The following is a 24,504-nucleotide window of genomic DNA, read 5'->3' on the forward strand; positions in this document are numbered from 1 at the left end:
GAGCCGACCCTACTTGGCCGATCAAGAGGGCGTGCCGGGACGCCGCTGTGCGGTGGAGCCGGCGGGATCAGCGACGGCGCCGCAGCAGGCGGCCCGCCACGATCGCGGAGGCCAGGAGCAGAGCCGCCGCCGGGGCCGCCCAGCGCAACGTCGCACCGGCCGCCACGGACTCGGGGACGGGTACGGGGGCGTAGCGGCCGCGCGGGGGCGCGTGGTCGACCTCCTCGGCGCTGCGGCCGATCATCGTGCGCCGGGCGTGTGCCGCCTCGGCGGGCGGCGGCTCTCCCTCGCCGTCGAAGTCGTCCTCGGGCTCCTCCTCGCCGTCGAACCCGTCCTCGTCGGCGAGGGGGTCGAGGGACGGCGGCGGGACTTCGGTGTCGTGGATCGAGGGCGTCGCGGGAGCGTCCGCGGACGACTTCCCGGAGATCTTCTCCGGGGGCCCGTCCGGCACCTGCCCGGCCGCGGCCTCCGCTTCCTCGGTCGGTGCCTGTCCTGACGGCTCCCCGGAGGTCCGGTCACCGGCGGCTTCCCCGGACGCCGCGGCCCCGCCCGTGCCGCCCGCCCCGAGGCCTTCCGCGAACCGTCCGAGCAGCCGGGCCCCCGCCGACGCCACCGCGTCCGCGGGCAGTTCCGCGATCCGGCCGTCGCCCGTGGCCGTTCCCGTGAAGACGACGGTCGTACCGCCGTCGGCCGGGAGCAGGCGTACGGACAGGGACAGCTTCACCGCGCCGGTACCGCGGACCTCCGTCGCCTCGCCGTGCGCCGCGTACGAGCCGTCGGGCCGCGCGGCGACCCGCAGCACGCCGCGATAGGTGATCGTGTGGCCGGCGACGCGCACCTTCAGCCTGCCGGAGACGGGCTCCGCCTCCACGTCCTGCTGGAGCCCCGGGATCGCGCGGGCGACCCGGACGGGATCGGCCAGCGCCTCCCCCAGCTGCTCGGCGGGTACCGGAACGAACGCCTCATGCTCCATACCAGCCGAGCCTACCCAGCAGCGCCCGAACCGCACCCGTGCATCACGGGATTCTCGGCTCCGGCAGGCCGGGCGGCTCAGTTCGCGTATCTCGGCCGCACCAGCGTCGACGGCGGCAGTCCCGGCACCCGGGTGCGCGCCGCCGCCCGGGCGTCCGCCCGCAGCACCTCCGGGGTCAGCGTGTCCGGGCGGGGGGCGTCCCGGTCCAGGGTCAGGGCGGGACGGGTGCGGGCGGCGAGCACGAAGCCCCAGTCGCGTGGCGCGCCCGCCGGGCGGTGCGGTCCCGCCCAGGGCGCGGGGGCGCGCTCGCCGACGCGGTACGGGGCGGTCCTCAGACCGGCCGCCCGGATCGTCGCCTCGACGGTCCAGAAGACCCGGGGGCGCGAGGTCACCGGGCCCGCGTGCACCACCAGCCGGCCGCCCCGCGCCAGGACCCGGCGGGCCAGACCGTAGAACTCCTGCGAGTACAGCTTCGTGCTCGCCGTGACGCGGGGGTCGGGAAGGTCGGCGATCACCACGTCGTAGCTGCGCCGGGTGTCCCTGAGCCGGCGGAACGCGTCCGCCGTGCACACATGCACCCGCGGGTCGCCGAAGGCATGGCCGTTCAGCGCGGACAGCGCCGGGTCGCGGCGGGCGAGCCGCACCACCGCCGGGTCGGGGTCGACCACGTCGACCCGCTCGACGCCCGGGTGTCGCAGCACCTCGCGTGCCGCGAGGCCGTCGCCGCCGCCGAGGACGAGCACACGCGCGTGCGGGCCGTCACTCATCGCGGGACGCACGAGCGCCTCGTGGTAGAGGCGCTCGTCGCGGCCGCTCACCCGCAGCCGGCCGTCGAGGAACAGCGCGAGCGGACGGCCGTGGGTCCCGCCGGTGAGCACCAGCTCCTGGGCACCGGTGTGCACCGCGACCCGGACGTCGCCCCCGTACACCGCCTGACGCGCGGCCCGTTCGAAGTCGTCGACCAGGAGGGCCGCGGCGGCCAGCACGCCCAGCACCGCGACGTTGGCGACCACGAGCAGCAGCCGGCCGCGGCGGGAGAGGTCCCGCCGGAACAGCCCGAGGACGAGGGCACCGCCCGCCACCGCGTTGATCGCGCCGGTGAGCAGGGTGCCGGTCAGCTGGCCGAGTTGCGGGAGCAGCAGGAAGGGGAAGGCGAGCCCGCCCACGAGCGCGCCCACGTAGTCCGCCGCGAACAGGTCGGCGACCGCGCCGCCCGCGTCCTGGCGGCGGATGCGCTGGATGAGCTCCATCAACAGCGGGACCTCGGCGCCGATGAGCAGGCCGATCGCGAGGGAGAAGGCCACCAGCAGACAGCGCGGGCCCCCCGACCACACTCCGCCCCAGCCCCCGGTCCAGGCGAAGACCGCATACAGCGCCATCGCGCTGCAACCGCCGACCAGGGCGAGTGCCGCCTCCACCGCGCCGAATCCGGCGGCGGCGCGACAGCGGAGCCGCTTCGCGGCGAGCGAGCCGATGCCCATCGCGAAGACCATCACCGACAGCACGACGGAGGTCTGGGTGACCGAGTCACCGATCAAGTACGAGGCCAGGGCGACGAGTTCGAGTTCGTACACGAGACCGCAGGCCGCGCACACGAACACCCCGGAGAGGACGAGGAACCGGCCCGTGCCCGGACGCACGGGAAGTGCCGTCCGGCTCTGGCCGCCCTCGCCGCTCCAGGAGCGTGGCGCGCCGGGCGGCGCTGGCGCGTGCGGTTCGATCACGGTCGGAACGCTACGTCACGGTCGCGCTGGGCCCTGTCACCCACACGTGTGGAACTGGCCGCTCCGGGAACGCCCGCGAGGCACGGCGTCCCGCACATGGGCGCCGCCTCCCCTGACCTTCGCCGCGTACCGTACGGCACCGTCCTCACACCCGCCCGCTCATCGCCTCCCGTGCCGCCGGCACCTTCGCCCCCACCCGCGTCCGCGTCGCCACCAACTGTCCGTCCTGCGGATACGCGTGCCAGGTGCGCCAGTGGACCTGGCCCTCGTGGTGCTGGGCCAGCATCGCCGTGAAGGCGTGCGGGCTGCCGGGAAAGACCCCGGCCAGGCCGTGGGGGTGATCGGACACCAGGGCCAGCAACTCCTGGGCCCGCCCCGCGAAGGAGCCCGGCGACAGGACCTCGACACGGGCCGCGAACTCGTACTCCCAGTCACCCACGCGCTTGGCGACACCGAGCGGCAGCGGGGCGCTGGAGCCCGCGATGCACGCCACCGTCTCCGAACAGGTGCCCCGCTCCTCCTCCAGGAGCACCTGGTGGGACGCGCCGAGCAGTCTCAACTGAAGCCGCGCCCCGGCGAGTTCCAGATCGAGGGTGGCCAGTGCGGGCAACGGCTCACGGCCCAGGGTCCAGGCGAGGTCGGCCGCGCGTGTGTCGGTGTAGGAGGTGTTCAGGGTCGTGAGCATGGATCGGCTCCGCTAGCACACAAAATGGGAGTGGTCCCGGCACTTCCGGGTCGGCACCGGGGTCCGGCCGGTTCAGCACAGCCGGTCGGGCACGCCGTCCGGGTCGGCCGGGCCGGGCGAAACGCCTGCAGGACGGGCGTCCGAGGGCTGCGTCGGTGGTTGAGAGCGAATCATGAACTGCTGCGGCGCCACAGCGTTTTTACCCAAGTTCGTAGGGTTTCCATCCCACCGGGGGCCCCGCAGCTCAACTGTTCAACCAGCACCTACGCCGGGAGCGTCGATGCGCAGGTCGGACGGGTTCCGGCGGCGGGGCCGCGAGCGCACGCTCGACGCAATGCGCCGATGACGTGCGCCCTCGCGCCCCTCACTCGGGTGTACTGCCGCACGCCCGTCGGGACACTTGCGGACCGCGGTCGTCAAGGCGGACACGCGTCCCCCTGCCGAGCCCGGCCGACCGTGTCAGCTGCCTCCGCCGCCGCACCCGCCCCCGCCACCGCCGCACCCGCCACCGCCGCCGCACGAGGAGTGGCCGCCGCAGGAGGAGTGACCACCACCGCACGAGTGATGGCCGCCCGAGTGATGGCCGCCCGACGACGAACCGCCGTCGCTCCCCGCAGCCCACCAGCTGCCGGCGCTCCCACCGGTTCCTGCCCGCAGCCCGCGGCGCTTGCCGCGCCTGCGCCCGCCCATGACGAGGCGTACGACGATACCGACACAGATGATCGCCAGGATGATGCCGAAAAGCATGGCGTCGTCCCCCTTTCCTCCCCGGGACCGGCCCCCCGTGGGCCCCTCCGTGTTCCCGGGTGCACGGGGGATGCCCCCACGCTCCCCCCGCCAAAGCAGAGTTGAGGAAGTTCTGAGGGTCACGACCCGGAAAAAGCCCCTGACCTGCATGGATGCACAGTTCGTCGGCCTTGTGGGTCGCGCCGTGGCCGACGCTGGGCCGTGGTCCTCCGCCGGGTGCTACGACGCGTCGGGCCCGTCCAGGAGGCGCAGCAGCACAGCGGCCTCCGCACGCAGCCGCGTGGCCCGGTCGGCGTGCGCCGGGGCGGTCAACTGCTCCGCGACGTCGAGCCGTTCGGCGGCCTCGGCGCGCACGATCTCCGCCACGCCGCCCTCGCCCAGCTCGCGTCGCACCGCCTCGGTGGCGCCGGCACCGACCGGCGACTGCTCCAGGGCCAGGCCGCGCAGGTCGGCTTCGCCGACGGGCACCGCCTCCGCGTTGTCCAGCGCGGCGAGCGTCGCGCGCAGGGCGCTCACCGCGGCCTTGTCGCGGGCGCGCATCGCTTCGGGGAGTGCCTGACGCATACGAGCACGGAGTGACATGCCGGGACCATAGAGCGGTGCTCTCGACCCCGACAAGCGGATATCCCGGCAGCGCCGGGCGCCGCCGTCCGCGGTCGGCCATGCCCGTCACGCCGTGTGCCGTCCCGCTCGGCGTACGCCCCCGCCGCCGCTCGTGCCCGGCCGGCCGGCGGTGGGCCGTCCGAGGGCGCCCCACAACACGGACGCCGACGGGTGCGGACGCCTCCTCCGCTGCTCGCAGGCGGTGCTCCGGGCGCCGGCACGGCTGAACGTCCTTGCGGGCAGCTTGAGGAGTCCCGGAGCTTCGGCGCAGGATGGCGGCCATGACCTCCAGCGCACGCCCTCTCCTCAACCGCCGGCTCGCCGAGTTCGGGACGACGATCTTCGCCGAGATGTCCGCCCTCGCGATGAGCACGGGGTCCATCAACCTCGGGCAGGGTTTCCCCGACACGGACGGGCCCGAGGAGATCCGCGAGGCCGCGGTGCGGGCGCTGCGTGAGGGTCGCGGCAACCAGTACCCGCCGGGCCCCGGCATCCCCGAGCTGCGCACCGCGGTCGCCGCGCACCACCGGCGGCGGTACGGCCTGTCGTACGACCCCGACACCGAGGTGCTGGTCACCGCGGGCGCCACCGAGGCGATCGCCGCGAGCCTGCTGGCCCTCCTCGAACCCGGCGACGAGGTGATCGCGCTCGAGCCCTACTACGACTCGTACGCCGCCTGCATCGCGATGGCGGGCGGCCGACGCGTACCCGTCACGCTGCGGCCGCACCACGAGGACACCGCCCGCTTCCGGCTGGACCTGGACGAGTTGCGCGACGCCGTCACCGACCGCACCCGGCTGCTGCTCGTCAACACCCCGCACAACCCCACCGGAACCGTGCTCACCCGCGAGGAGCTGCGGGCGATCGCCGACCTCGCCGTCGAGCGCGACCTGCTCGTGGTCACGGACGAGGTGTACGAGCACCTGGTCTTCGACGACGCCGAGCACCTGCCCCTGGCGTCCTTCCCGGGCATGCGCGAGCGCACGGTCACCATCGGCTCGGCGGGGAAGACCTTCTCGTTCACCGGGTGGAAGGTCGGCTGGGTGACGGCGGCGCCCGGCCTCGTCACGGCGGTGCGCTCGGCCAAGCAGTTCCTGACCTATGTGGCGTCCGGGCCGTTCCAGTACGCCGTCGCCGAGGCGCTCGCCCTCCCGGACACGTACTTCGCCGCATTCCGGGCGGACATGCAGGCCAAGCGGGATCTGCTCGCCTCCGGCCTGGCGCAGGCGGGCTTCGAGGTGTTCCGGCCCGCCGGCACGTACTTCGTCACCACCGACATCCGGCCCCTCGGCGAGACCGACGGCTTCGCCTTCTGCCGCGCCCTGCCCGAGCGTGCGGGCGTCGTCGCCATCCCCAACGCGGTCTTCTACGACCACCGCGAGGCCGGCGCCCCGTTCGTCCGCTTCGCCTTCTGCAAGCGCGCGGAGGTCCTGGAGGAGGCCGTCCAACGACTCAAGGCACTGGCGGGCTGAGGTCGCAGGCCGGCCCCATGGCGGCCGGGTGTCCGGCGGCGCACGCCTAGGCGTGGGAATTCCCCGCCTCTCACGCGCGCAAGGTTCGCAAATCAGCCGTGATCACAGCATGGTGCGGGTGTGACCCAAGCCAGCACCGCCCCGGCCGCCGCCGAAGCGGTCCCCGCCGACCGCGTCCGTATCCGTCCGGTCGGGCGTGGGCGGCGGCTGCCGACCTCGGCCGCCGCCGCCCTGGGGCTCTTCGTCGCCGCCCGTCTGTGCGGCTGTCTTGTGCTCGCCGTGGTCGCCCGCCCCTCGGACCGCCGGCCCCTGTTCCTGCTCGGACGGTCCTGGGACTCCGTCTGGTATCTGCGGATCGCCTCGCACGGCTACGGACACACGCTGCACAGCCGCAGCGGCACCGGCATCCACAACGATCTGGCGTTCTTCCCGCTGTACCCGGCCCTGATCCGCGGCATCGGCATGCTCACCCCGCTGGACGGCATGGCGGCGGGCCTGCTCGTGTCCTGGACGGCCGCGGCGGTCGCCGCGCTGGGCATCCACCAGGTCGGCCGCCTGCTGCACGGGCCGTCCGTGGCCACCGTGCTCGTCGTCCTGTGGGGGCTGCTCCCGCACTCCATCGTGCTGTCGATGGGATACACGGAGCCCGTGCTGACCGCGTTCGCCGCCTGGTCGCTGTACGCGGTCCTGACCCGTCGCTGGGTGTGGGCCGGCACTCTGGCCGCGCTCGCGGGCCTGTCGCGGCCCAACGGCTTCGCGGTGGCCGCGGCGGTCCTGGCGGCGGCCGTGCAGGAGGTCTGGCGGATGCGCGGGCGAGGGGTTCCCCACAGGCTGTGGACGGGTGCGGCACTGGCCCCGCTCGGCTGGGGAGGATATGTGCTGTGGGTGGGCCGGCGCAGGGGGGACCCGCTCGGCGGCTATTTCACCGTGCAGCGGCTGTGGGGGTCGCGCTTCGACTTCGGGGTGGGCTCGCTGCAGTTCGCCGAGCGGATGATGCTGCACGGCACCCGGCTGCACTTTCCGATGGCCCTGGTGATCGTGGCGGTCGGCACGGTGCTCTTCGCCCTGCTCCTGGCCGACCGCGCCCCACTGCCGCTCGTCGTCTACAGCGGCCTTCTGCTCGCGGTCGCGCTCGGCGGCTCGGGGTTCTTCGAGTCCAAGCCGCGCTTCCTGCTGCCGGCGTTCCCCCTGCTGATCGTGGTGGCGCAGGCGCTGGCACGAACCGCGAGAGCCCGGCCCTGGCACGCCGCCGTGGTGGCGAGCGCCCTGGCCGGGTTCTCGTTCGTCTATGGGGCGTATCTCGTGGTGCTGGCCCGGTCGCCCCTCTAGCCGGGTCTACTCTCCGTCTTCCTCGGGCTTCTCCGAGTCGTCGACGTCCTCCGCGAGGCCGAGCTGCTCGACGAGCCACCGGTCGAACTCGATGGCGGCCCGCACCCAGCTGACGGTCGACGAGACGAAGTGCTCCAGGCTGACGCCCGTGCCGATCAGCATCTGCGCCTCACCGATGAGGCGGACGGTGCCGTCGTCGTGCGTGTGGCTGTACACCTTGGGCCACAGCGTCCGCCGGTTCCAGTCGTCGATGGACTCCAGCAGCTGCGGCTTCTCGTCGATCTTGTGCGGCCGGTCGTAGAACGTCCGCACCGAGAAGACCTCCTGGTCGCCTTCGCCGCGGAACATGAAGTACGTACGGAACTGCTCCCACGGCGCGACGAGGTCTCCCTCTTCGTCGACGAGGTGCTTGAGCTCCATCTGGTCCAGGAGCTGCTTCACGAGGTCCTGATCCGGAACCACGGGGCCCGCCGGCGGCTGCGGCTCGGGCTGGCCCCCGAAGTTCGGAATCGAGGACGGGTCGATGCTCACCGTGTTCTTCCCTTCGTACGGATTCCGCCATCCTCCCCCATGCGGGGAGGGGGGTGGCAACCCCGGACGGGGTGTGTCCGCCCGTGGCTGACATGATCCGGCCCGTTCATGGGAAGCACGGCACGGGGGTGGGGTTTCCTGACGGTCACGCCGCCGGGGAAGAGGGCACCGCTGGACGGGCCGCAGCAACCGCCGGGAGGCACCGGGTGGCGGCTGGTCGCGGCCGTCGTGGCCCTGCCGGTACTGGCTCCGGCCGGCTCCGCCGCCATGGCCGTGGACCGGTTCCGGCCCGGTGGCGGATCCGGGGAGAAGACACACGAGGTCCCCTGCGCCGGGGTCCTGCGGCTCGGCCGGGCGGCGCTGCCGGAGACGGGTGAGTTCGCGGGGCCGTGCACGGAGCGGCAGAGCCGGCAGACCCTCGAGTACCACGCGGCTTTCCGGATGCCGGGGGCCGATGTCCGCGACTGGCCGGCCTGTCCGCAGGCTCCACCGCCGCACGCGACGGGCTGTGCACAGAGCGCGGATCTCTGTCTCGATCGATCTCCAGGTCGGCCCCCGGGACGGCGGGCCGACCGGCGCCGACGCGGTGAGCGTGGAGGTGGTGCACGAACACGCGGGCACCGCGCGAGTGCGGTTCTCCGCGTTCACGTACTGAGCGGCCTCCGGCACCGGACGTGACCGAAACGGAATCGGCCCCCTCCCCCGGTGAGGAGGGGGCCGTACGGCGGCGGGGGTCCGGGACTACAGCGTCTTGCCCGTCGCGGGCCCGACGATCAGCCCGTCGCCGAAGCGGTCCACCCGGACCGTGTCCCCGTCCTTGACCTCGCCGGACAGGATCTCCTTGGCCAGGCGGTCGCCGATGGCGGTCTGGATGAGGCGCCGCAGCGGGCGGGCACCGTAGGCCGGGTCGTTGCCCTCGTCCGCGAGCCAGGCCAGCGCCTCGGGCGTGATCCGAAGGGTCAGTCGCCGCTCGGCCAGCCGCTTGGCGAGGCGGTCGATCTGGAGCTGGGCGATACGGCTCAGCTCGTCCTTCGACAGCGCCGAGAAGACCACCAGGTCGTCGAGCCGGTTGAGGAACTCCGGCTTGAAGGAGGCGCGGACCACCTCCAGCACCTGCTCCCGCTTCTCCTCCTCACTCGTCATCGGGTCGACCAGGAACTGGCTGCCCAGGTTCGAGGTCAGCACGAGGATCGTGTTGCGGAAGTCGACCGTGCGGCCCTGCCCGTCCGTGAGCCGTCCGTCGTCCAGCACCTGCAGGAGGATGTCGAACACCTCGGGGTGGGCCTTCTCCACCTCGTCGAGCAGCACGACGCTGTACGGGCGGCGGCGGACCGCCTCCGTCAGCTGGCCGCCCTCCTCGTAGCCGATATAGCCGGGCGGGGCGCCGACCAGCCGGGCGACGCTGTGCTTCTCGCCGTACTCCGACATGTCGATGCGGACCATCGCCCGCTCGTCGTCGAAGAGGAAGTCGGCGAGCGCCTTGGCCAGTTCGGTCTTGCCGACACCGGTGGGGCCGAGGAAGAGGAACGAGCCGGTCGGGCGGTCCGGGTCGGCGATGCCGGCCCGGCTGCGGCGCACGGCGTCCGACACAGCGCGCACGGCCTCGCCCTGGCCGATGAGCCGCCTGCCGATCTCGTCCTCCATACGCAGCAGCTTCTGCGTCTCGCCCTCCAGGAGGCGGCCGGCGGGGATTCCGGTCCAGGAGCCGACCACGTCCGCGATGTCGTCGGGGCCGACCTCGTCCTTGACCATCGTGCCCTTGGCGGCCTCCTCCTCGGCCTCGGAGGCGGCCTCCATCTCCTTCTCGACGGCCGGGATCTCGCCGTACAGCAGCTTCGAAGCGGAGTCGAAGTCGCCGTCGCGCTGGGCGCGTTCGGCCAGCCCGCGCAGCTCGTCGAGCTTCTCCTTCAGCTCGCCGACCCGGTTGAGGGACTGCTTCTCCTTCTCCCAGCGGGCGGTCAGGCCCCGCAGCTCCTCCTCCTTGTCGGCGAGGTCGCGGCGCAGCTTGTCCAGCCGCTCCTTGGATGCCTGGTCGGTCTCCTTGCTCAGCGCGAGTTCCTCCATGCGCAGCCGGTCCACGGCGCGCTGGAGCTCGTCGATCTCGACCGGGGAGGAGTCGATCTCCATACGCAGTCGCGAGGCCGACTCGTCGACCAGGTCGATCGCCTTGTCCGGCAGGAAACGGGAGGTGATGTACCGGTCGGAGAGGGTCGCGGCGGCGACCAGCGCGCTGTCCGCGATCTGCACCTTGTGATGGGCCTCGTAACGGCCCTTGAGTCCGCGCAGGATCGCGATGGTGTCCTCGACGGTCGGCTCGGCGACCAGCACCTGCTGGAAGCGCCGCTCCAGCGCCGGGTCCTTCTCGATCCGCTCGCGGTACTCGTCGAGCGTGGTGGCGCCCACCATGCGCAGTTCGCCACGGGCCAGCATCGGCTTGAGCATGTTGCCCGCGTCCATGGCGGAGTCGCCGCCGGCGCCCGCGCCCACGACGGTGTGCAGCTCGTCGATGAAGGTGATGATCTGCCCGTCGGAGTTCTTGATCTCCGCGAGCACCGTCTTCAGGCGCTCCTCGAACTCACCGCGGTACTTCGCGCCCGCGACCATGGCACCCAGGTCGAGCGCGACCAGCCGCTTGTCCTTCAGCGACTCGGGCACGTCGCCCTTCACGATGCGCTGGGCGAGCCCCTCCACGACTGCGGTCTTACCGACGCCGGGCTCGCCGATGAGCACCGGGTTGTTCTTCGTACGGCGGGACAGCACCTGCACCACGCGCCGGATCTCCTGGTCCCGGCCGATCACCGGGTCCAGCTTGCCGTCGCGCGCGGCGGCGGTGAAGTCGGTACCGAACTTCTCGAGCGCCTTGTACTGGCCCTCGGGATCCGGGGTCGTCACCCGGCGTCCTCCCCTGGTCTTCTGGAACGCGTCCAGCAGCTTCCCGGCGTCCGCCCCCTGGCGGGAGAGCACCTCGCCGGCGGCGCCGCCCTTCGCGGCGATACCCATGAGCAGATGCTCGGTCGACAGGTACTCGTCCCCGAGATCCTTGGCTCGCCGGGTCGCTTCGGCGATCACCGCGAGCAGCTCCCGGTTGGGCTGGGGCGGCGCGACGGTCGACCCGGTCACGCTGGGCAGACCGGCGAGCACACGTTCGACACCGGCCCGCACCGAGGCCTGGTCCGCGTCGACGGCGGCCAGCAGGTCGATGATGTTCTCGTTCTCCTGCCCCTCGAGCAGCGCGAGGAGCAGGTGGGCGGGGGTGAGGTCCGGGTGACCCTCCGACACGGCCCTGTTGCTGGCCGCGTTGATCGCGTCCCGGCTCCTGTTGGTCAGCTCGGCGTCCACGTTCGCCTTCTCCTCCTTGCGTCGGCCGCGCTCAGACGTTGCCCTTCCATTCTGACCCGAGCAACGTGCACAAAGTTGAGTCTATTCCACTCAAGGCGTCGTTCGGGAGAGACACCGGCTAAGTTCCGCACCCATGGCCACCTATTCCGTAGACCCGGGCTCGCCCGACGACCCGTACCTCAGGTTCTGGCGGGAGCGGCACCTGTGCACGCTGACCACCCTGCGTCCGGACGGCAGCCCGCACGTCGTCCCGGTAGGCGTGACATACGACCCCGAGGCGCGGCTGGCCCGGGTGATCGCGAACAAGTCCGGGGCGAAGGTCGGGCACGTGGCGAACGCGGGCCCGGACGGCGCCCGGGTCGCGGTCTGCCAGGTGGACGGCCGGCGCTGGGCGACGCTGGAGGGCCGCGCACGGGTGTCGGCCGACCCGGAGCGGGTCGCGGAGGCCGAGCGGCGCTACGCCGAGCGCTACGGGCGGGTGCCGGCACCCAACCCGTCACGGGTGGTGATCGAGATCGCCCTCACCCGGGCGATGGGACGGGGCTGATTCCAGCCACTGTGCGCTCCGGGCGATAGCCGGAGATGTCCCCACAAACTGCAGCGGCGTCACCGTGTTCAGGTCACGGTGACGCCGCTGCGGGGGGAAGTACCTGAGCGATCTGTTACGACGGGGGAATCGCGTCAGGCACTGCGGGGGGTGGCAATGGTCTGTACTTCCGGACTGCCCGGTTCGGTCAGCCGGTGGTCACGCCGGTCGAGATTCACAAAGATCATTCCGTACCGTATGGCGCACCGCACGGGCTGCGGCGCCCCCCGAGGCCGCCGCAGAAGCCGGTAGGCCCGCACGTCCTCGTCCTCGTCCCGCGTCACGACGACCGGCTGCCCGAAGACGGTCACCATCAGCGAGTCGCCACTGTGGGGAATGGCGGTCGCCAGGTCGATGAAGTGCCATCCCGAGCGATAGGCGGTGGCCATCTCGCGCCGGAACGAGCGGTCGTCGGGAGGGATCGTCATGCGTCTGCGTCCGCGGGGAGATCGTTCCAGCCGCTGTCGGCCGGGGCGACGTTCCAGCCGCTGTCCGCCTGGATCGCGTTCCAGCCACTGTCGGCGGGGAGTACATTCCAGCCGCTGTCGGCCTGTACGGCGTTCCAGCCGCTGTCCGCCTGAATCGCGTTCCAGCCACTGTCGAAGGGGGCGACGTTCCAGCCGCTGTCCGCCCGGATGGCGTTCCAGCCACTGTCGGCCTGGACGGCGTTCCAGCCACTGTCCGACCGGACCACCGACGAGGTCTGCCCGGGATCAGGAACCGAGCCGCTCTGAACACCGAGAACCGCTGCGGCGGAGAAGACGGCTGCAAGCACTGAACCAAGCAATCTCGGTCGCATAGTCGGCTTCGTCCTCACTTGATGGAATCCTCTCCCCCGCAGCACAAGACGATGGCTCATTCAGGCACGTCAATGCCACAGGGGCGATGCATCATGTTCCTGCACGTTCATGACCCTGGGGGGTGGAGAAATGACCACGAACAACTCAAAGCCGACACATCCCCACGGCGTCACCGAGTTGTGCGACGACGGAGCACGGCTTTATGCCAACGCGCTCCGGTCCGGAAGGATCACACGTTCCGAGGTGGAGCCGGCTCCGTGTCTCCTGGAGTTCGCCCTGCTCCACCCCGATCCGGACGACGCCAACTGGCTGCGGCCGGTTCCCCCGTCCGTCGCGCTCGCCCAACGGTTGCACCCGCTGGAACGCGAGATACAGGACCGGCGGCGCCAGACGATCGAGCTGACCGAGTCCTTCGACCCGTTCATCACGATCAGCACGCAGAGCCCGCAGGCGAGCCTCCATTCGATCACGGTGCTCGAGGGATTCGACCGGATCAACGGGGCACTCAACTCGGCCACTGCGGAGTGCCGCAGCGAGATGATGACCGTACAGCCGGGAGGCGGCCGTCCCGCCGACACCCTCATGGAGGCCCTGGAGCGCGACCGGCCCCTCGCCGACCGCGGGGTCAGCATCCGCACGCTCTACCAGCACACGGCGCGGCACAGCCAGAGCACCCTCGCCTACGTGGACCGGATCTCCGACGGCAAGATCCAGGTCCGTACGCTCCAGGAGCTGATCGAGCGGCTCATCATCTTCGACCGGACCGTCGCCTTCATCCCGGCGAGCGAGGACCGGAGCGTGGCGCTGGAACTGCGCCACCCCGGCCTTGTGCGGTACCTCGCCATGGTCTTCGAACGGCTGTGGGAACGGGCGGTCCCGCTGACCGAGGAAGTGCCCAACGCCGTTGACCCCAACGGCATCACCGGAGTGCAGCGCTCGATCGCCAAACTCCTCATCGAGGGCCATGTGGACGAGGCGATCGCCCGCCGCCTGGGCATGAACGTGCGCACCTGCCGGGCGCACATAGCGAAGATCGCGGCCACCCTGGGCAGCGGCAGCCGGGCCCAGCTCGGCTACCTGATAGCGCAGTCGGGGATCCTGGAGCAGGGCGACTGAAACCTCCGGGCGCGGGGGAGCCGGCCCGCTGAGCGCGCCGCAGAGCGGCTGTGGCGGCGGACCGGCCCGTCCCCGGCCCAGGACCCCCCACAGCCCGTCCTGGGCCGTCCTGGGCCGCCCTGAGCCGCTTCCACGGCCGTCCAGCACCTCTGCCGGGGGTACGGGGACACGGGTTCCGCCCTGAGCGCGGAACCCCCCACCGCCGAGGACACCACCGGCAGGGGAAGCCGGGCGCGGCCCGGACGGCTCACAGGTCGCCCGAGGGCTCCCGGGCGCCGGGTGCCGTGACCGGCAGCAGTTCGGCCGCGAGAGTGGGGCCGTCCAGGCCCACCTGGGCGATGCGGACCCCGAGCTGTGTACGGCTGGCCGCGCCCAGGGTCTCCGAGAGCCGGGCGATGTGCGCACGGCACGTGCGGACACTGATGCCGAGGCGCTCGGCGACCACCGCGTCCTGGTGTCCCTCCGCGAGCAGTGCGGCGATCGACCGTTCCCGGTGGGTGATGCCGTCGATACCCGTGTCCGGGAGCGGCGAGGTCAGCGGGATCGCCAGCCGCCAGAAGCGCTCGAAGGCGGTCACCAGATAGTCGATCACCGCCGGGTGCCGCAGCTCCAGGGCGATCGTGCGGTCCGTGTTCGCGGGGATGAAGGCGACCGTGCGGTCGAAGAGGATCAACCGCTCGGGCACCTCGTCGAGGGTGCGCGCCTCGGCCGCGTCGCCCATCATCTCCATGTAGTTGCGCAGGCCCTGTCCGTGCCGGGCGACATGCGTGTACAGGTCGCGCATGCGCACACCCCGGCGGCGCATCTCCAGGGCCCGGTGCAGTCCCTCGGAGAGCTCGTCCTCCCGCCGGATGCCGCCCGGCTGGACAGTCAGCACCTCGGCCGTGCACTGCTCCGTCGCCTCGTCCATGGCCGCCCTGATCCGCGGCAGCCCGTCCAGCACGCGGATGGCAACGCCCTCCCCGGACCCCTGCTCGCGGCCGCCGAGCCCGGCGTACCACTCGACCGCGGCCACCGCCGTCCCGACCCGCGCCTGGCTCGCGCTGACCTCCTCGTGCACGCTGCGCAGCAGCCGGGTCATGACCTCCTGCGGGGAGGTCGGCACCAGCCAGTCCATGTCGTCGGGGTCGGGATGCAGCAGCGCGAGTTCCAGCAGGCACGGCACCGGCCCGGCGTCGGCGCGCGACACCCGGCCCCGGCGAACGGCCCGGGAGTACACGCGGTTCCCCGCTTCGCAGAGTCGGTCAGCGCCGTGTGGATGCGCGTCCGTCCCGTGCCCGGCCATCTTCCACCCCTGGCTCCGACTCCTGGCCCCAGCGTCCTGAGCGATGCGGCTCACCAGCGACGTCCCGGCGCTCACCGTCCGTGCCGCGTCCCGCACGCCTTCGCAGCGCAACTATGCGCGGCACCGCCCGCCTCCGCAACAAGTTCCTGCGCCTCAACGCCCGTGAATGCCCCGGAATCCGCCATATCCTCCCCACCTCCGGAACTTCCGCTGCACCAAGCTGACGGTCGACAGGTCGGCCCGTCTCGCACTGCGGTGGCCGCTTCCGGGCACGCCGGAGCGACCGGTCCACGACGTAGGGCACTTGACCTCGGGTGATGGCGGACATGTCCGATCCGTCGCGCAACGGCGGCCGTACGGATACGGGTTCGTCCGGGGGCGCGGGCGCGGCGCCGCTGCGCCGCCGCCGGGGCCGATCGACCGGACGAACCTCGGTGCGCGCTCCCCCGGATGACCCGATCCGGGTCACGACCGGCGCGCCCAAGGGCGGGAGGGGAAGTGCGCGGCGGACGGCCGCGAACTCCACGAGGCCACCGCACGGGGGAGGTGGAGGGCAGGGTGCCGGGGGGACCGCCGTGTGCGGCGGTGGAGTTCAGGTGTGGGAACGCCTCGGACGGGCGGGCGGTGACACCCGCCCGCCCGGAGGGTCAGTGCAGACCGACCGCCGCGCAGGCCGCCTTGTACTTGTCGGTGCAGATCTGCTTCACGGTGTAGATGCCGTCCTGGATCACCGTGTCCTTGATGTTGTCCGTGGTGAGCGCGACCACCGGCACCAGCATCGACGGGATGTTCTTCGTCGTCGGGCTGTCGACCTTGTCGCGGGTCAGCGCGTCGAACTCGATGGAGCGCCCCTGGACCTTGGCGACCGCCATCTCCGCGGCGTTGTTCGCCTCTTCAGGGTAGGACTTGTACACACTCATGTACTGCTCGCCCGAGATGATCCGCTGCACCGCGTCCAGCGCCGCGTCCTGCCCGGTCACCGGCGGCATCTTGGTGACGCCGGCGTCCTTCAGCGCTTCGATGACGGCGCCTGCCATGCCGTCGTTCGCGGAGTAGACACCGGCGATGTTGCCGAGCCCGATGGCCTGGATCGCCTTGTCCATGTTGGCCTTGGCGTTCTCCGGCTTCCAGTCCTTGGTGTCGAACTCCCCCGCCTTAGGGATCTTCACCTTGTCCTGGAGCTCGCTCAGCGCACCCGTCTTGAACTGCGCGGCGTTCGGGTCGGTGGGCGAACCGTTCATCATGACGATCGTGCTGCTGGAGGCCTTGGAGCCGAGCTTCTCGACGAGCGCGCGGCCCTGCACCTGGCCGACCAGTTCGTTGTCGAAGGAGATGTACGCGTCGATCGGGCCCTGCGCGAGTCGGTCGTAGGCGATGACCGGGATACCCGCGTCCTTCGCCTTCTGCACACCGGGCTCGATGGCCTTGGCGTCCACGGCGTCCACCAGGAGCACGTCCACCTTGTCGGCGATCATCTGCTCGAGCTGCTGGCTCTGCTTGGCCGCGTCGGCGCCGGCGTTCGCGGAGACGACCTTGCCCTGGTCGTGGGTGAGGGACTTCACCTGCCGCTCGATGATGGGACGGTCGAACTGTTCGTACCGCGGATTGTCGGTCTCGGGCAGAAGGAGACCCACCGTGATGTCGTTGCCCTTCTTCGGGGTCGAGGAGCTGCTGCCGCCGCCGACTCCGTCGATGACGCCGCAGGCGGCGAGCGAGACGGCCGACACCGAGGCGGCCAGGGCCATGGCGGTACGACGCACAGCGGTCCTACGGGTGGTACGAGCGTTCACATCAGGTGCCTTCCGGGCGAGGGAGCAGCATTGCGACCCAGGTGGCTGAAAGCCAACGCGGCGACGGTATGCAGCGTCAAGGAGTACCGGTTAACGAGATGGCAACAGCCCTCGTGTGGAAGTCACGTGAAACCAAAGAAAGTGTAGTGCGCGAGCCGTTGCCGAACCTTCGCGGGGTGGAGTTTTGAGCTCCGACCTGCGTGGATCGGGAAACCGACGGCCCATCAACTTCCTTAAAAGTTAAAGACGTTCATCGATCGACCAAAACGTGATCTACGTCACGTGCCACCGGGCGATCGCTTCTTCTCCGGAGAGCCGGCCACCGCGAACCGCACCGCCGACGAGCCGGTTCCGCACGATGACCCGCACATCTTCCCTCGTCGAGCGGGAGTTCTCCACGAACTCTCCATTACCGGGCACATCGGTAGAGACGCCGCACCATCGGCGATCGAGCACAACTGGGGCACCGGGGAATCCGTTTCGAGTCCTCGGGAACGACGAGACGGGCACCGGACGCAAAGCACCGCCGCCGCGACCTCCGATGCTTCCCCGGTCCTCAAACGGCGGTTCTTCGCGCACACGAGCCTGTCCGGCACACCGAGAAGGACCGACTGCGACCGCGCCGTCGACGACCGGCCCTACCGACTCCTGGCTCCGGCAACGCGCGAAGGGGCGGCACCGGAGACGTCTCCGGTGCCGCCCCTTCGGCGTGATGTCAGTCGGACTGCTGCTGCCGCTTGGGCCGCCACACGACCAGCGCGCTGGTCTGCTGCACTTCCTGGTACGGCACCAGGTCACGGCGGTACGAGGCGTGCACCGCGGCCTCGCGCTGCCGCATCGTCGCCGCTGCGCCGTCGAGCGCGGCCTGAAGCTCCGCGACCCGGGACTGGAGCGCGGCGACCTGGTTCTCCAGCTCGATGATCCGCTTGATGCCGGCGAGGTTGATGCCCTCGTCCTGCGACAACTGCTGCACCTGACGGAGCAGTTCGATGTCGCGAGCCGAGTAGCGCCTGCCCCGGCCGGCCGTGCGGTCCGGGGAGACGAGCCCCAGACGGTCGTACTGGCGCAGCGTCTGCGGGTGCAGGCCGGAGAGCTGGGCCGCCACCGAGATGACGTAGACCGGGGTCTCCTCGGTCAGTTCGTACGGGTTGCGTCGACGGCCGTCCATCTCCTCATGCTCCCTTCGCCGCCTGGAACAGCTCCGCCCGCGGGTCCTCGCCCGCGGTCGCCTCGCGATACGCCTCCAGGGCGTCACGAGCCTTCCCCGACAGGTCCTTCGGAACACTCACCTCGACGGTGACCAGCAGGTCCCCACGAGTGCCGTCCTTGCGGACCGCGCCCTTGCCACGGGCGCGCATGGTGCGTCCGTTGGGCGTGCCCGGGGGCAGCTTCAGCGTGACCGCGGGCCCGCCGAGGGTGGGAACCCGGATGTCGCCGCCGAGCGCCGCCTCCGTGAACGTCACGGGCACGGTCACCGTCAGGTTGTCGTCCTTGCGGCCGAAGACGGGATGCGCGTCCACGTGCACGACGACATACAGATCGCCGGCCGGGCCGCCCCGCTCGCCGGGGCCGCCCTTGCCGCGCAGCCGGATGCGCTGCCCGTCCGTGACGCCCGCCGGGATGCGTACCTGCATCGTCCGGGACGACTTGGCCCGGCCGCTGCCCTTGCACTCCATGCAGGGGTGCTCGGCGATGAGTCCGCGGCCCTTGCAGTCCGGGCAGGGATCCGTCAGCGAGAATCCGCCGCCGGAGCCCCGCGCCACCTGGCCGGTGCCGACGCAGGTCGGGCACACCCGCGGCGTGCCGTTCTTGTCGCCGGTGCCCGAGCAGGCCTTGCACGGCGCCTGCGAGGACATGCGCAGTGGAACGGTCGCGCCGTCCACCGCCTCCATGAAGCTGAGCGTGACCTCGGACTCGATGTCCTGGCCGCGCCTCGGCTGCGTGCGCGTACCCGCGCCGCCGCCGCGGTTGAACAGGCCCCCGAAGACGTCACCGATGCCGCCGCCGAAGTTCCCCCCGGCACTGCCGCCCTGACCGCCGAAGAGGTCGCCCAGGTCGAAGTTGAACGATCCTCCCGCCCCGGGACCGGGACGGAAGCCACCGTTGCCGAAGAGGGCGCGCGCCTCGTCGTACTCCTTGCGCTTCTTGGGGTCGCCGAGGATGTCGTTCGCCTCGGAGATCTCCTTGAAACGTTCCTCCGCCTTGACGTTGCCCTTGTTGGCGTCCGGGTGGAACTCGCGGGCGAGCTTCCGGTACGCCTTCTTGATCTCGGCCTCGGTGGCGTCCTTGGGGACGCCGAGGACCTTGTAGTAGTCCTTCTCGATGAAGTCCTTGGTACTCATCCCCGACGCCCCTCCTTCCGTTCGGCGTTGTTTTCCGAGGGGAGCCCGGTGCGGACACCCCTGTCGATCACGTCAGCCCTCGTCCGGGCCACCGCTCTCCTTGTCGTCGCCCGCCTCGCTCGTCTCCTCGGCCTTGACCGTCTGCGCCCCCGGCTGCGGCTCGGCCACGGCCACCCGCGCGGGGCGGATGGTGCGCTCGCCGAAGCGATACCCGGGCTGCAGAATCGCCACGCACGTCGTCTCGGTGACGTCCGGCGCGTACGAGTGCATCAGGGCCTCGTGGATCGTCGGGTCGAAGGGCTCGCCCTCCTTGCCGAACTGCTGCAGACCCATCTTCGCCGCGACCGTCTCCAGGGACTCGGCGACGGACTTGAACCCGCCGACGAGCTCGCCGTGGTCACGCGCGCGGCCGATGTCGTCGAGCACCGGCAGAAGCTCGGTCAGGAGGTTCGCGATGGCGATCTCCTTGACCGTGATCCGGTCGCGCTCCACGCGGCGGCGGTAGTTCTGGTACTCGGCCTGGAGGCGCTGGAGGTCCAGGGTGCGCTCGTGGAGCGCTGTGCGCACCTGGTCCAGCTGGGCCACCAGACCTGCGGTCTGTGCGGTTGCGTCCCCTGCCGGGGCCGCCGCCTCCTCCGAAGAGGGGGAGGCGGCCTGCGGCTCGGCGTCGTCTGGGGTGGCGCCGGAGGGGACGTCGGGCTTCTCCTCGAAGCCCGGAGTCTCCTCCGTCACGCGGCACCGTCCTTACGGTCCTCGTCGACGATCTCGGCGTCGACGACGTCGTCGTCGGCCTTCGCCTGGCCGGCACCGGCGTCACCGGCACCGCCCGCGGCCTGAGCGGCCTGGGCGTCGGCGTACATGGCCTGGCCGAGCTTCTGCGAGACGGCCGCGACCTTCTCCGTGGCGGTACGGATCTCGGCGGTGTCCTCGCCCTTGAGCGTCTCCTTCAGCTCGGCGACGGCGGCCTCGACCTCGGTCTTGATCTCGCCGGGGACCTTGTCCTCGTTGTCCTTGAGGAACTTTTCGGTCTGGTAGACGAGCTGCTCGCCCTGGTTGCGGGTCTCGGCGGCCTCGCGGCGGCGGTGGTCCTCCTCCGCGTACTGCTCGGCCTCCTGGCGCATCCGGTCGACCTCGTCCTTCGGGAGCGAGGAGCCGCCGGTGACGGTCATCTTCTGCTCCTTGCCGGTGCCGAGGTCCTTCGCCGTGACGTGCATGATGCCGTTGGCGTCGATGTCGAAGGACACCTCGATCTGCGGGACACCGCGCGGCGCCGGCGGCAGACCGGTCAGCTCGAACATGCCGAGCTTCTTGTTGTACGCCGCGATCTCACGCTCGCCCTGGTAGACCTGGATCTGCACGGACGGCTGGTTGTCCTCGGCCGTGGTGAAGATCTCGGACCGCTTGGTCGGGATCGTGGTGTTGCGCTCGATCAGCTTGGTCATGATGCCGCCCTTGGTCTCGATACCGAGGGACAGCGGGGTCACGTCGAGGAGCAGGACGTCCTTGACCTCACCCTTGAGGACACCGGCCTGGAGCGAGGCGCCGATGGCGACGACCTCGTCCGGGTTCACGCCCTTGTTGGCCTCCTTGCCGCCGGTCAGCTCCTTGACGAGCTCGGCGACGGCGGGCATACGGGTCGAGCCACCCACCAGGACGACGTGGTCGATCTCGTTGATCGAGATGCCGGCGTCCTTGATGACGTTGTGGAACGGCGTCTTGCAGCGCTCGAGCAGGTCGATCGTGAGCTGCTGGAACTGCGCCCGGGTGAGCTTCTCGTCCAGGTGCAGCGGGCCCTCGGCGGACGCGGTGATGTAGGGCAGGTTGATCGACGTCTCGGTGGACGAGGACAGCTCGATCTTCGCCTTCTCGGCGGCCTCGCGCAGACGCTGCAGGGCCATCTTGTCCCTGGACAGGTCCACGCCGTGACCGGACTGGAACTGCTTGACCAGGTAGTCGACGACGCGCTGGTCCCAGTCGTCACCACCGAGGTGGTTGTCACCGTTGGTGGCCTTCACCTCGACGACGCCGTCGCCGATCTCCAGCAGGGACACGTCGAAGGTGCCGCCGCCGAGGTCGAAGACGAGAATGGTCTGGTCGTCCTTGTCGAGACCGTAGGCGAGGGCGGCCGCGGTCGGCTCGTTGACGATACGGAGCACGTTCAGACCGGCGATCTCGCCGGCCTCCTTCGTGGCCTGCCGCTCGGAGTCGTTGAAGTAGGCGGGGACGGTGATGACCGCGTCGGTCACCTTCTCGCCGAGGTACGCCTCGGCGTCCCGCTTCAGCTTCTGCAGGATGAACGCGGAGATCTGCTGCGGGTTGAAGTCCTTGCCGTCCAGCTGGATCTTCCAGTCGGTGCCCATGTGACGCTTCACGGAACGGATGGTCCGGTCCACGTTGGTGACCGCCTGCCGCTTGGCCACCTCGCCGACGAGCACCTCACCGTTCTTGGCGAAGGCGACGACGGACGGCGTGGTCCTGGCACCCTCGGCGTTGGTGATGACGGTGGGCTCGCCGCCCTCCAGAACGCTGACGACGGAGTTAGTCGTGCCCAGGTCGATGCCGACCGCACGTGCCATTTCGATTCCTCCAGCTGACTTGAGTGGAACAGGCTCAAGGATGCATGAGGGAACCGGCGGCGTCAACAGACCTGAGTCAGGCAGGCTCAACTTTTGTCCGACGCGGCACGGCAACCAGGGAAACATCGCAGGTCAAGGCGCTGACCCTGGCTCCTCAGACGCTTGCGCCACCGCCCCCCAGAAGCAACGCCAGCCTGCTCACCGCCCGGTCGATCTCCCGGGCGCACTCGTACAGCACCTCGTAGGGCTGCGCCCAGGGGTCGAGGACGTCGTCGTCGGCGGCCGGGACCGGACCGGTCGAGCCCCGGCGGGTGGCCGCGGCGGCCACCACGACGTCGAAGGCGAGTACCGGGGCCGCCGCGCCGTGGAGGGTGCCCGGGGCCGAGGAGCGGGGGGCCGCCGGGTACGGAACCGCGCCGTGCGGGCCGGCCGGCCCGCACCGCTCCCGGGTCACGCCCGGCACCCCTTCGTCAACGGGCCGCCGCTGCGCGCGCGGCGTCTCCCCGTCCGTCCAGCCCCGCACCCCGTCCACTCCCCCTGCGGCAAGGCGCACGAACTCCTTCAGGGTGAAGCAGCGCCGCATAGCCGAGGGCGCGAGGCGCACGGCCGCCTCCCGGTGCTCGCGTGCGAGCCCGAGCACCAGGCCCGCCCCGGCGACGAGCGGTGCGGTGAGCCTGCGGGCCGCGAAGCCGGAGCCGTCCCCGCCCAGCTTCTCCAGCACCGCCCTGGTCGACCTCTCCATGCCGGGCCGGGGGCGCGCCTCGGTGCCGGCGCTCTCCGGGCGAACGGCCGAGCCGGACGGGAGCCTCGCGGCCAGCAGCCGCTCGGCGAGCACCGAGCGGTGCACATTGCCCGTGCACACGAACAGGACCCGGGTCATGTCTCGCTCGTGTGATGCGGTCCCGAAGGCGTGACGGCCGCGCCCCGCGCGGCCTCGGCACGCGGCGCGGGCAGTTCGCCGTACCGCCCGTAGGCCCCGGCGCCGTAGCGACCGCCCTTGGGGATCGGAGCCATGCTGAAGACGGTGCCGAGGACATGGACGCCCACGCGGTCCAGTGACTCCGCAGCGGTGCGGACCTGGTCCCGGCTGGTCTTCGCGGCGCGGACGACGAGCAGTGCGCCCTGGGCGAGCGAGGCGAGTCCCAACGTGTCGGCGACCGGCAGCAGCGGCGCGGAGTCGACGATCACGATCTCGTAGGTGTCCGCCAGTTCGCGCAGCACCTCCTCCATCCGCGCCGACGCGAGCAGTTCGGTGGGGTTCGGCGGTACGGCCCCGCTGGTGAGCACCGAGAGCCCGCCGCCGGACTGCTGCATCACGTCCTCGATACGGGCCTGGCCGATGAGCACCGTGGTCAGACCGGCGTCCTGGACGAGCCCGAACGTCGGGGCCACACACGGACGGCGCAGGTCGGCGTCGACCAGGCAGGTGGACACACCCGCCTCGGCGAGCGACAGGGCGAGGTTCACGGCGGTGTTGGTCTTGCCCTCACCGGGCACCGAACTCGTCACCACGATGAGCCGGGGCGGGTCGTCGACCTGCGAGAACTGAAGGTTGGTGCGCAGCTTGCGGAAGGCCTCGGCACGCTTGGAGTGCACGTCGGAGGTGACGAGCGGCTTCTTGGGTGCGTTGCGGTCGTAGGGGATGGCGCCGAGGACGGGCAGCGCGGTGAACTGGGTGAGCATCTCACCGGTCTTGAGCGTGGTGTCGAGCGTCTCGCGCAGGGCGACGAGACCGGCCCCGAGCAGCAGGCCGGCGAGCACGCCCGCTGCCAGGTTCAGCACGGGGCGGGGCGAGACGGGAGCGGTGGGTGCGACGGCCTCCTGGGTGACGCCCAGGGAGACGGGCGAGGTGCGGCTCCTCGAGGACTTGCCCGAGCCCGACAGGCGTTTGGGCGTCTCCAGCCTCTCGACCACCGAAGTGAACCGGTCGGCCACGGCGTTGGCGATGCGCGCCGCCCGCAGCGGCACGGTGTCCCGGACGGTGATGTCGATGAGCACGGTGTTGAGCGGAGCCCGGGCGGTGATCCGGGACGCCAGTTCCTCGGGCGTGGTGTGCAGCCCGAGCTCCTCCACCACGGGCGCGGTGACCTGACGTGTCGTCACGATCTCGGCGTACGACTGCACACGTGCCTGGGAGAAGCTCTGACCCTGATTCAGCTGCGTGGTGTCCTCGCCGGTGCGGGTGGCGACGAAGAGCTGGGTCCTGGCCTCGTAGACGGGGGTGCTCAGGGTGGTCGCGGCGAACGCCGCCCCGATCGCTAGGAGCAGGCAGACCACAACGGTCGGCCAGCGTCTGGCAAAAGCCTTCAGGAATCCGTGGAGATCCAAGCTGCACCCCTCATAGACCGATGGAACTACCCGAATTGGTGCGTTCTGTTCCCTATGCGCGCAGCCGAACATAGGCAATCGCCCACGTCATCCGGGGGAGGCAGCCCCGGGGTCCCGTCGAACGGACCTGACCCCGCACGCGATTACGTCGCCCGGTCGGACCGACACGGGCGGGTCATCGAGGTGCAACTGCTACATCATCCGGTGCCTTCTGCTCTGATCATGCCAGTCGGCGGCGATATGTCCCATTAATTCATGTATCTAGATCTTGATCCGGC

21 protein-coding genes are annotated in these 24,504 nt (G+C 71.1%); 5 read left to right on the plus strand and 16 right to left on the minus strand.

Annotated elements, in window-relative coordinates:
- Positions 1 to 67: 67 nt before the first annotated feature.
- The 4 genes from RCR19_RS17595 to RCR19_RS17610 form a co-directional block, all read right to left on the minus strand.
- On the minus strand, positions 68 to 973 hold the full coding sequence (locus tag RCR19_RS17595; protein WP_331266010.1) for an SRPBCC family protein: 906 nt from the start codon (positions 971 to 973) through the stop codon (positions 68 to 70).
- A 77-nt stretch (positions 974 to 1,050) separates the two neighbouring features.
- The gene (locus RCR19_RS17600) at positions 1,051 to 2,697 is read right to left on the minus strand and encodes a polyamine aminopropyltransferase (RefSeq protein ID WP_331266011.1); all 1,647 of its coding nucleotides are present in this window, start codon (positions 2,695 to 2,697) and stop codon (positions 1,051 to 1,053) included.
- A 145-nt stretch (positions 2,698 to 2,842) separates the two neighbouring features.
- A complete protein-coding gene (locus RCR19_RS17605; protein WP_331266012.1) occupies positions 2,843 to 3,382 on the minus strand; it encodes a DUF2617 family protein in 540 nt (179 codons plus the stop codon).
- A 966-nt stretch (positions 3,383 to 4,348) separates the two neighbouring features.
- Positions 4,349 to 4,669: a hypothetical protein gene (locus RCR19_RS17610; protein ID WP_331269470.1), complete on the minus strand. Its 321-nt coding sequence runs from the start codon at positions 4,667 to 4,669 to the stop codon at positions 4,349 to 4,351.
- A 335-nt stretch (positions 4,670 to 5,004) separates the two neighbouring features.
- On the opposite strand from RCR19_RS17610, the gene RCR19_RS17615 reads away from it, so the two are divergent.
- Entirely contained in the window at positions 5,005 to 6,204 is a 1,200-nt protein-coding gene (locus RCR19_RS17615) for a pyridoxal phosphate-dependent aminotransferase (protein WP_331266013.1), read from the plus strand.
- Positions 6,205 to 6,384: 180 nt separating this feature from the next.
- Positions 6,385 to 7,533 (plus strand): mannosyltransferase family protein, encoded by a 1,149-nt coding sequence (locus RCR19_RS17620; protein ID WP_331269471.1) that lies wholly within the window; start codon positions 6,385 to 6,387, stop codon positions 7,531 to 7,533.
- 6 nt (positions 7,534 to 7,539) lie between these two features.
- Here RCR19_RS17620 and RCR19_RS17625 read toward each other — a convergent pair whose 3' ends face one another.
- A complete protein-coding gene (locus tag RCR19_RS17625) occupies positions 7,540 to 8,064 on the minus strand; it encodes a YbjN domain-containing protein (protein ID WP_331266014.1) in 525 nt (174 codons plus the stop codon).
- 508 nt (positions 8,065 to 8,572) lie between these two features.
- Here RCR19_RS17625 and RCR19_RS17630 point away from each other — a divergent pair.
- Complete coding sequence (locus RCR19_RS17630; protein WP_331266015.1) at positions 8,573 to 8,719, plus strand: hypothetical protein; 147 nt, start codon at positions 8,573 to 8,575, stop codon at positions 8,717 to 8,719.
- An 86-nt stretch (positions 8,720 to 8,805) separates the two neighbouring features.
- On the opposite strand, the gene clpB is transcribed toward RCR19_RS17630, so the two are convergent.
- Positions 8,806 to 11,403 carry an ATP-dependent chaperone ClpB gene (gene clpB / locus RCR19_RS17635; protein ID WP_331266016.1) on the minus strand — a complete coding sequence of 866 codons (2,598 nt, stop codon included), beginning with the start codon at positions 11,401 to 11,403 and terminating at the stop codon, positions 8,806 to 8,808.
- Positions 11,404 to 11,536: 133 nt separating this feature from the next.
- Between clpB and RCR19_RS17640 the strand changes: the two genes are divergently transcribed.
- Positions 11,537 to 11,950, plus strand: a complete 414-nt coding sequence (locus RCR19_RS17640; protein ID WP_331266017.1) for a TIGR03618 family F420-dependent PPOX class oxidoreductase — start codon at positions 11,537 to 11,539, stop codon at positions 11,948 to 11,950.
- Between the two features lie 134 nt (positions 11,951 to 12,084).
- On the opposite strand, the gene RCR19_RS17645 is transcribed toward RCR19_RS17640, so the two are convergent.
- Both RCR19_RS17645 and RCR19_RS17650 read right to left on the minus strand, forming a co-directional pair.
- Positions 12,085 to 12,417: a hypothetical protein gene (locus RCR19_RS17645; RefSeq protein WP_331266018.1), complete on the minus strand. Its 333-nt coding sequence runs from the start codon at positions 12,415 to 12,417 to the stop codon at positions 12,085 to 12,087.
- A complete protein-coding gene (locus RCR19_RS17650) occupies positions 12,414 to 12,764 on the minus strand; it encodes a hypothetical protein (protein ID WP_331266019.1) in 351 nt (116 codons plus the stop codon). Before RCR19_RS17650 ends, RCR19_RS17645 begins: the two co-directional genes overlap by 4 nt.
- 154 nt (positions 12,765 to 12,918) lie before the next feature.
- Here RCR19_RS17650 and RCR19_RS17655 point away from each other — a divergent pair, with 154 nt between their 5' ends.
- Positions 12,919 to 13,905 carry a helix-turn-helix transcriptional regulator gene (locus tag RCR19_RS17655; RefSeq protein ID WP_331266020.1) on the plus strand — a complete coding sequence of 329 codons (987 nt, stop codon included), beginning with the start codon at positions 12,919 to 12,921 and terminating at the stop codon, positions 13,903 to 13,905.
- Positions 13,906 to 14,152: 247 nt separating this feature from the next.
- Here the strand turns inward: RCR19_RS17655 and RCR19_RS17660 are convergent, their stop codons facing one another.
- The 8 genes from RCR19_RS17660 to RCR19_RS17695 all read right to left on the minus strand — a co-directional run bounded on the left by RCR19_RS17660 (position 14,153) and on the right by RCR19_RS17695 (position 24,226).
- Positions 14,153 to 15,190 (minus strand): helix-turn-helix transcriptional regulator, encoded by a 1,038-nt coding sequence (locus tag RCR19_RS17660; RefSeq protein WP_331266021.1) that lies wholly within the window; start codon positions 15,188 to 15,190, stop codon positions 14,153 to 14,155.
- Between the two features lie 647 nt (positions 15,191 to 15,837).
- Positions 15,838 to 16,950 (minus strand): substrate-binding domain-containing protein, encoded by a 1,113-nt coding sequence (locus RCR19_RS17665; protein WP_331266022.1) that lies wholly within the window; start codon positions 16,948 to 16,950, stop codon positions 15,838 to 15,840.
- A 745-nt stretch (positions 16,951 to 17,695) separates the two neighbouring features.
- Complete coding sequence (locus RCR19_RS17670) at positions 17,696 to 18,148, minus strand: helix-turn-helix domain-containing protein (RefSeq protein ID WP_059133518.1); 453 nt, start codon at positions 18,146 to 18,148, stop codon at positions 17,696 to 17,698.
- Between the two features lie 4 nt (positions 18,149 to 18,152).
- Positions 18,153 to 19,322: a molecular chaperone DnaJ gene (gene dnaJ / locus RCR19_RS17675; protein WP_331266023.1), complete on the minus strand. Its 1,170-nt coding sequence runs from the start codon at positions 19,320 to 19,322 to the stop codon at positions 18,153 to 18,155.
- 72 nt (positions 19,323 to 19,394) lie between these two features.
- Complete coding sequence (gene grpE / locus RCR19_RS17680) at positions 19,395 to 20,054, minus strand: nucleotide exchange factor GrpE (protein WP_331266024.1); 660 nt, start codon at positions 20,052 to 20,054, stop codon at positions 19,395 to 19,397.
- Positions 20,051 to 21,898, minus strand: coding sequence for a molecular chaperone DnaK (gene dnaK / locus RCR19_RS17685; protein WP_331266025.1), 1,848 nt, complete (start codon positions 21,896 to 21,898; stop codon positions 20,051 to 20,053). Before dnaK ends, grpE begins: the two co-directional genes overlap by 4 nt.
- Before the next feature lie 154 nt (positions 21,899 to 22,052).
- Positions 22,053 to 22,778 carry a low molecular weight phosphatase family protein gene (locus RCR19_RS17690; protein WP_331266026.1) on the minus strand — a complete coding sequence of 242 codons (726 nt, stop codon included), beginning with the start codon at positions 22,776 to 22,778 and terminating at the stop codon, positions 22,053 to 22,055.
- The gene (locus tag RCR19_RS17695; protein ID WP_331266027.1) at positions 22,775 to 24,226 is read right to left on the minus strand and encodes a polysaccharide biosynthesis tyrosine autokinase; all 1,452 of its coding nucleotides are present in this window, start codon (positions 24,224 to 24,226) and stop codon (positions 22,775 to 22,777) included. The genes RCR19_RS17690 and RCR19_RS17695 overlap by 4 nt, the downstream gene beginning before the upstream one ends.
- Positions 24,227 to 24,504: the final 278 nt, after the last annotated feature.

It is taken from the genome of Streptomyces sp. WAC07094 (genome assembly GCF_036320405.1).
In the GTDB taxonomy this organism is placed as follows: Bacteria; Actinomycetota; Actinomycetes; order Streptomycetales; family Streptomycetaceae; genus Streptomyces; species Streptomyces lannensis.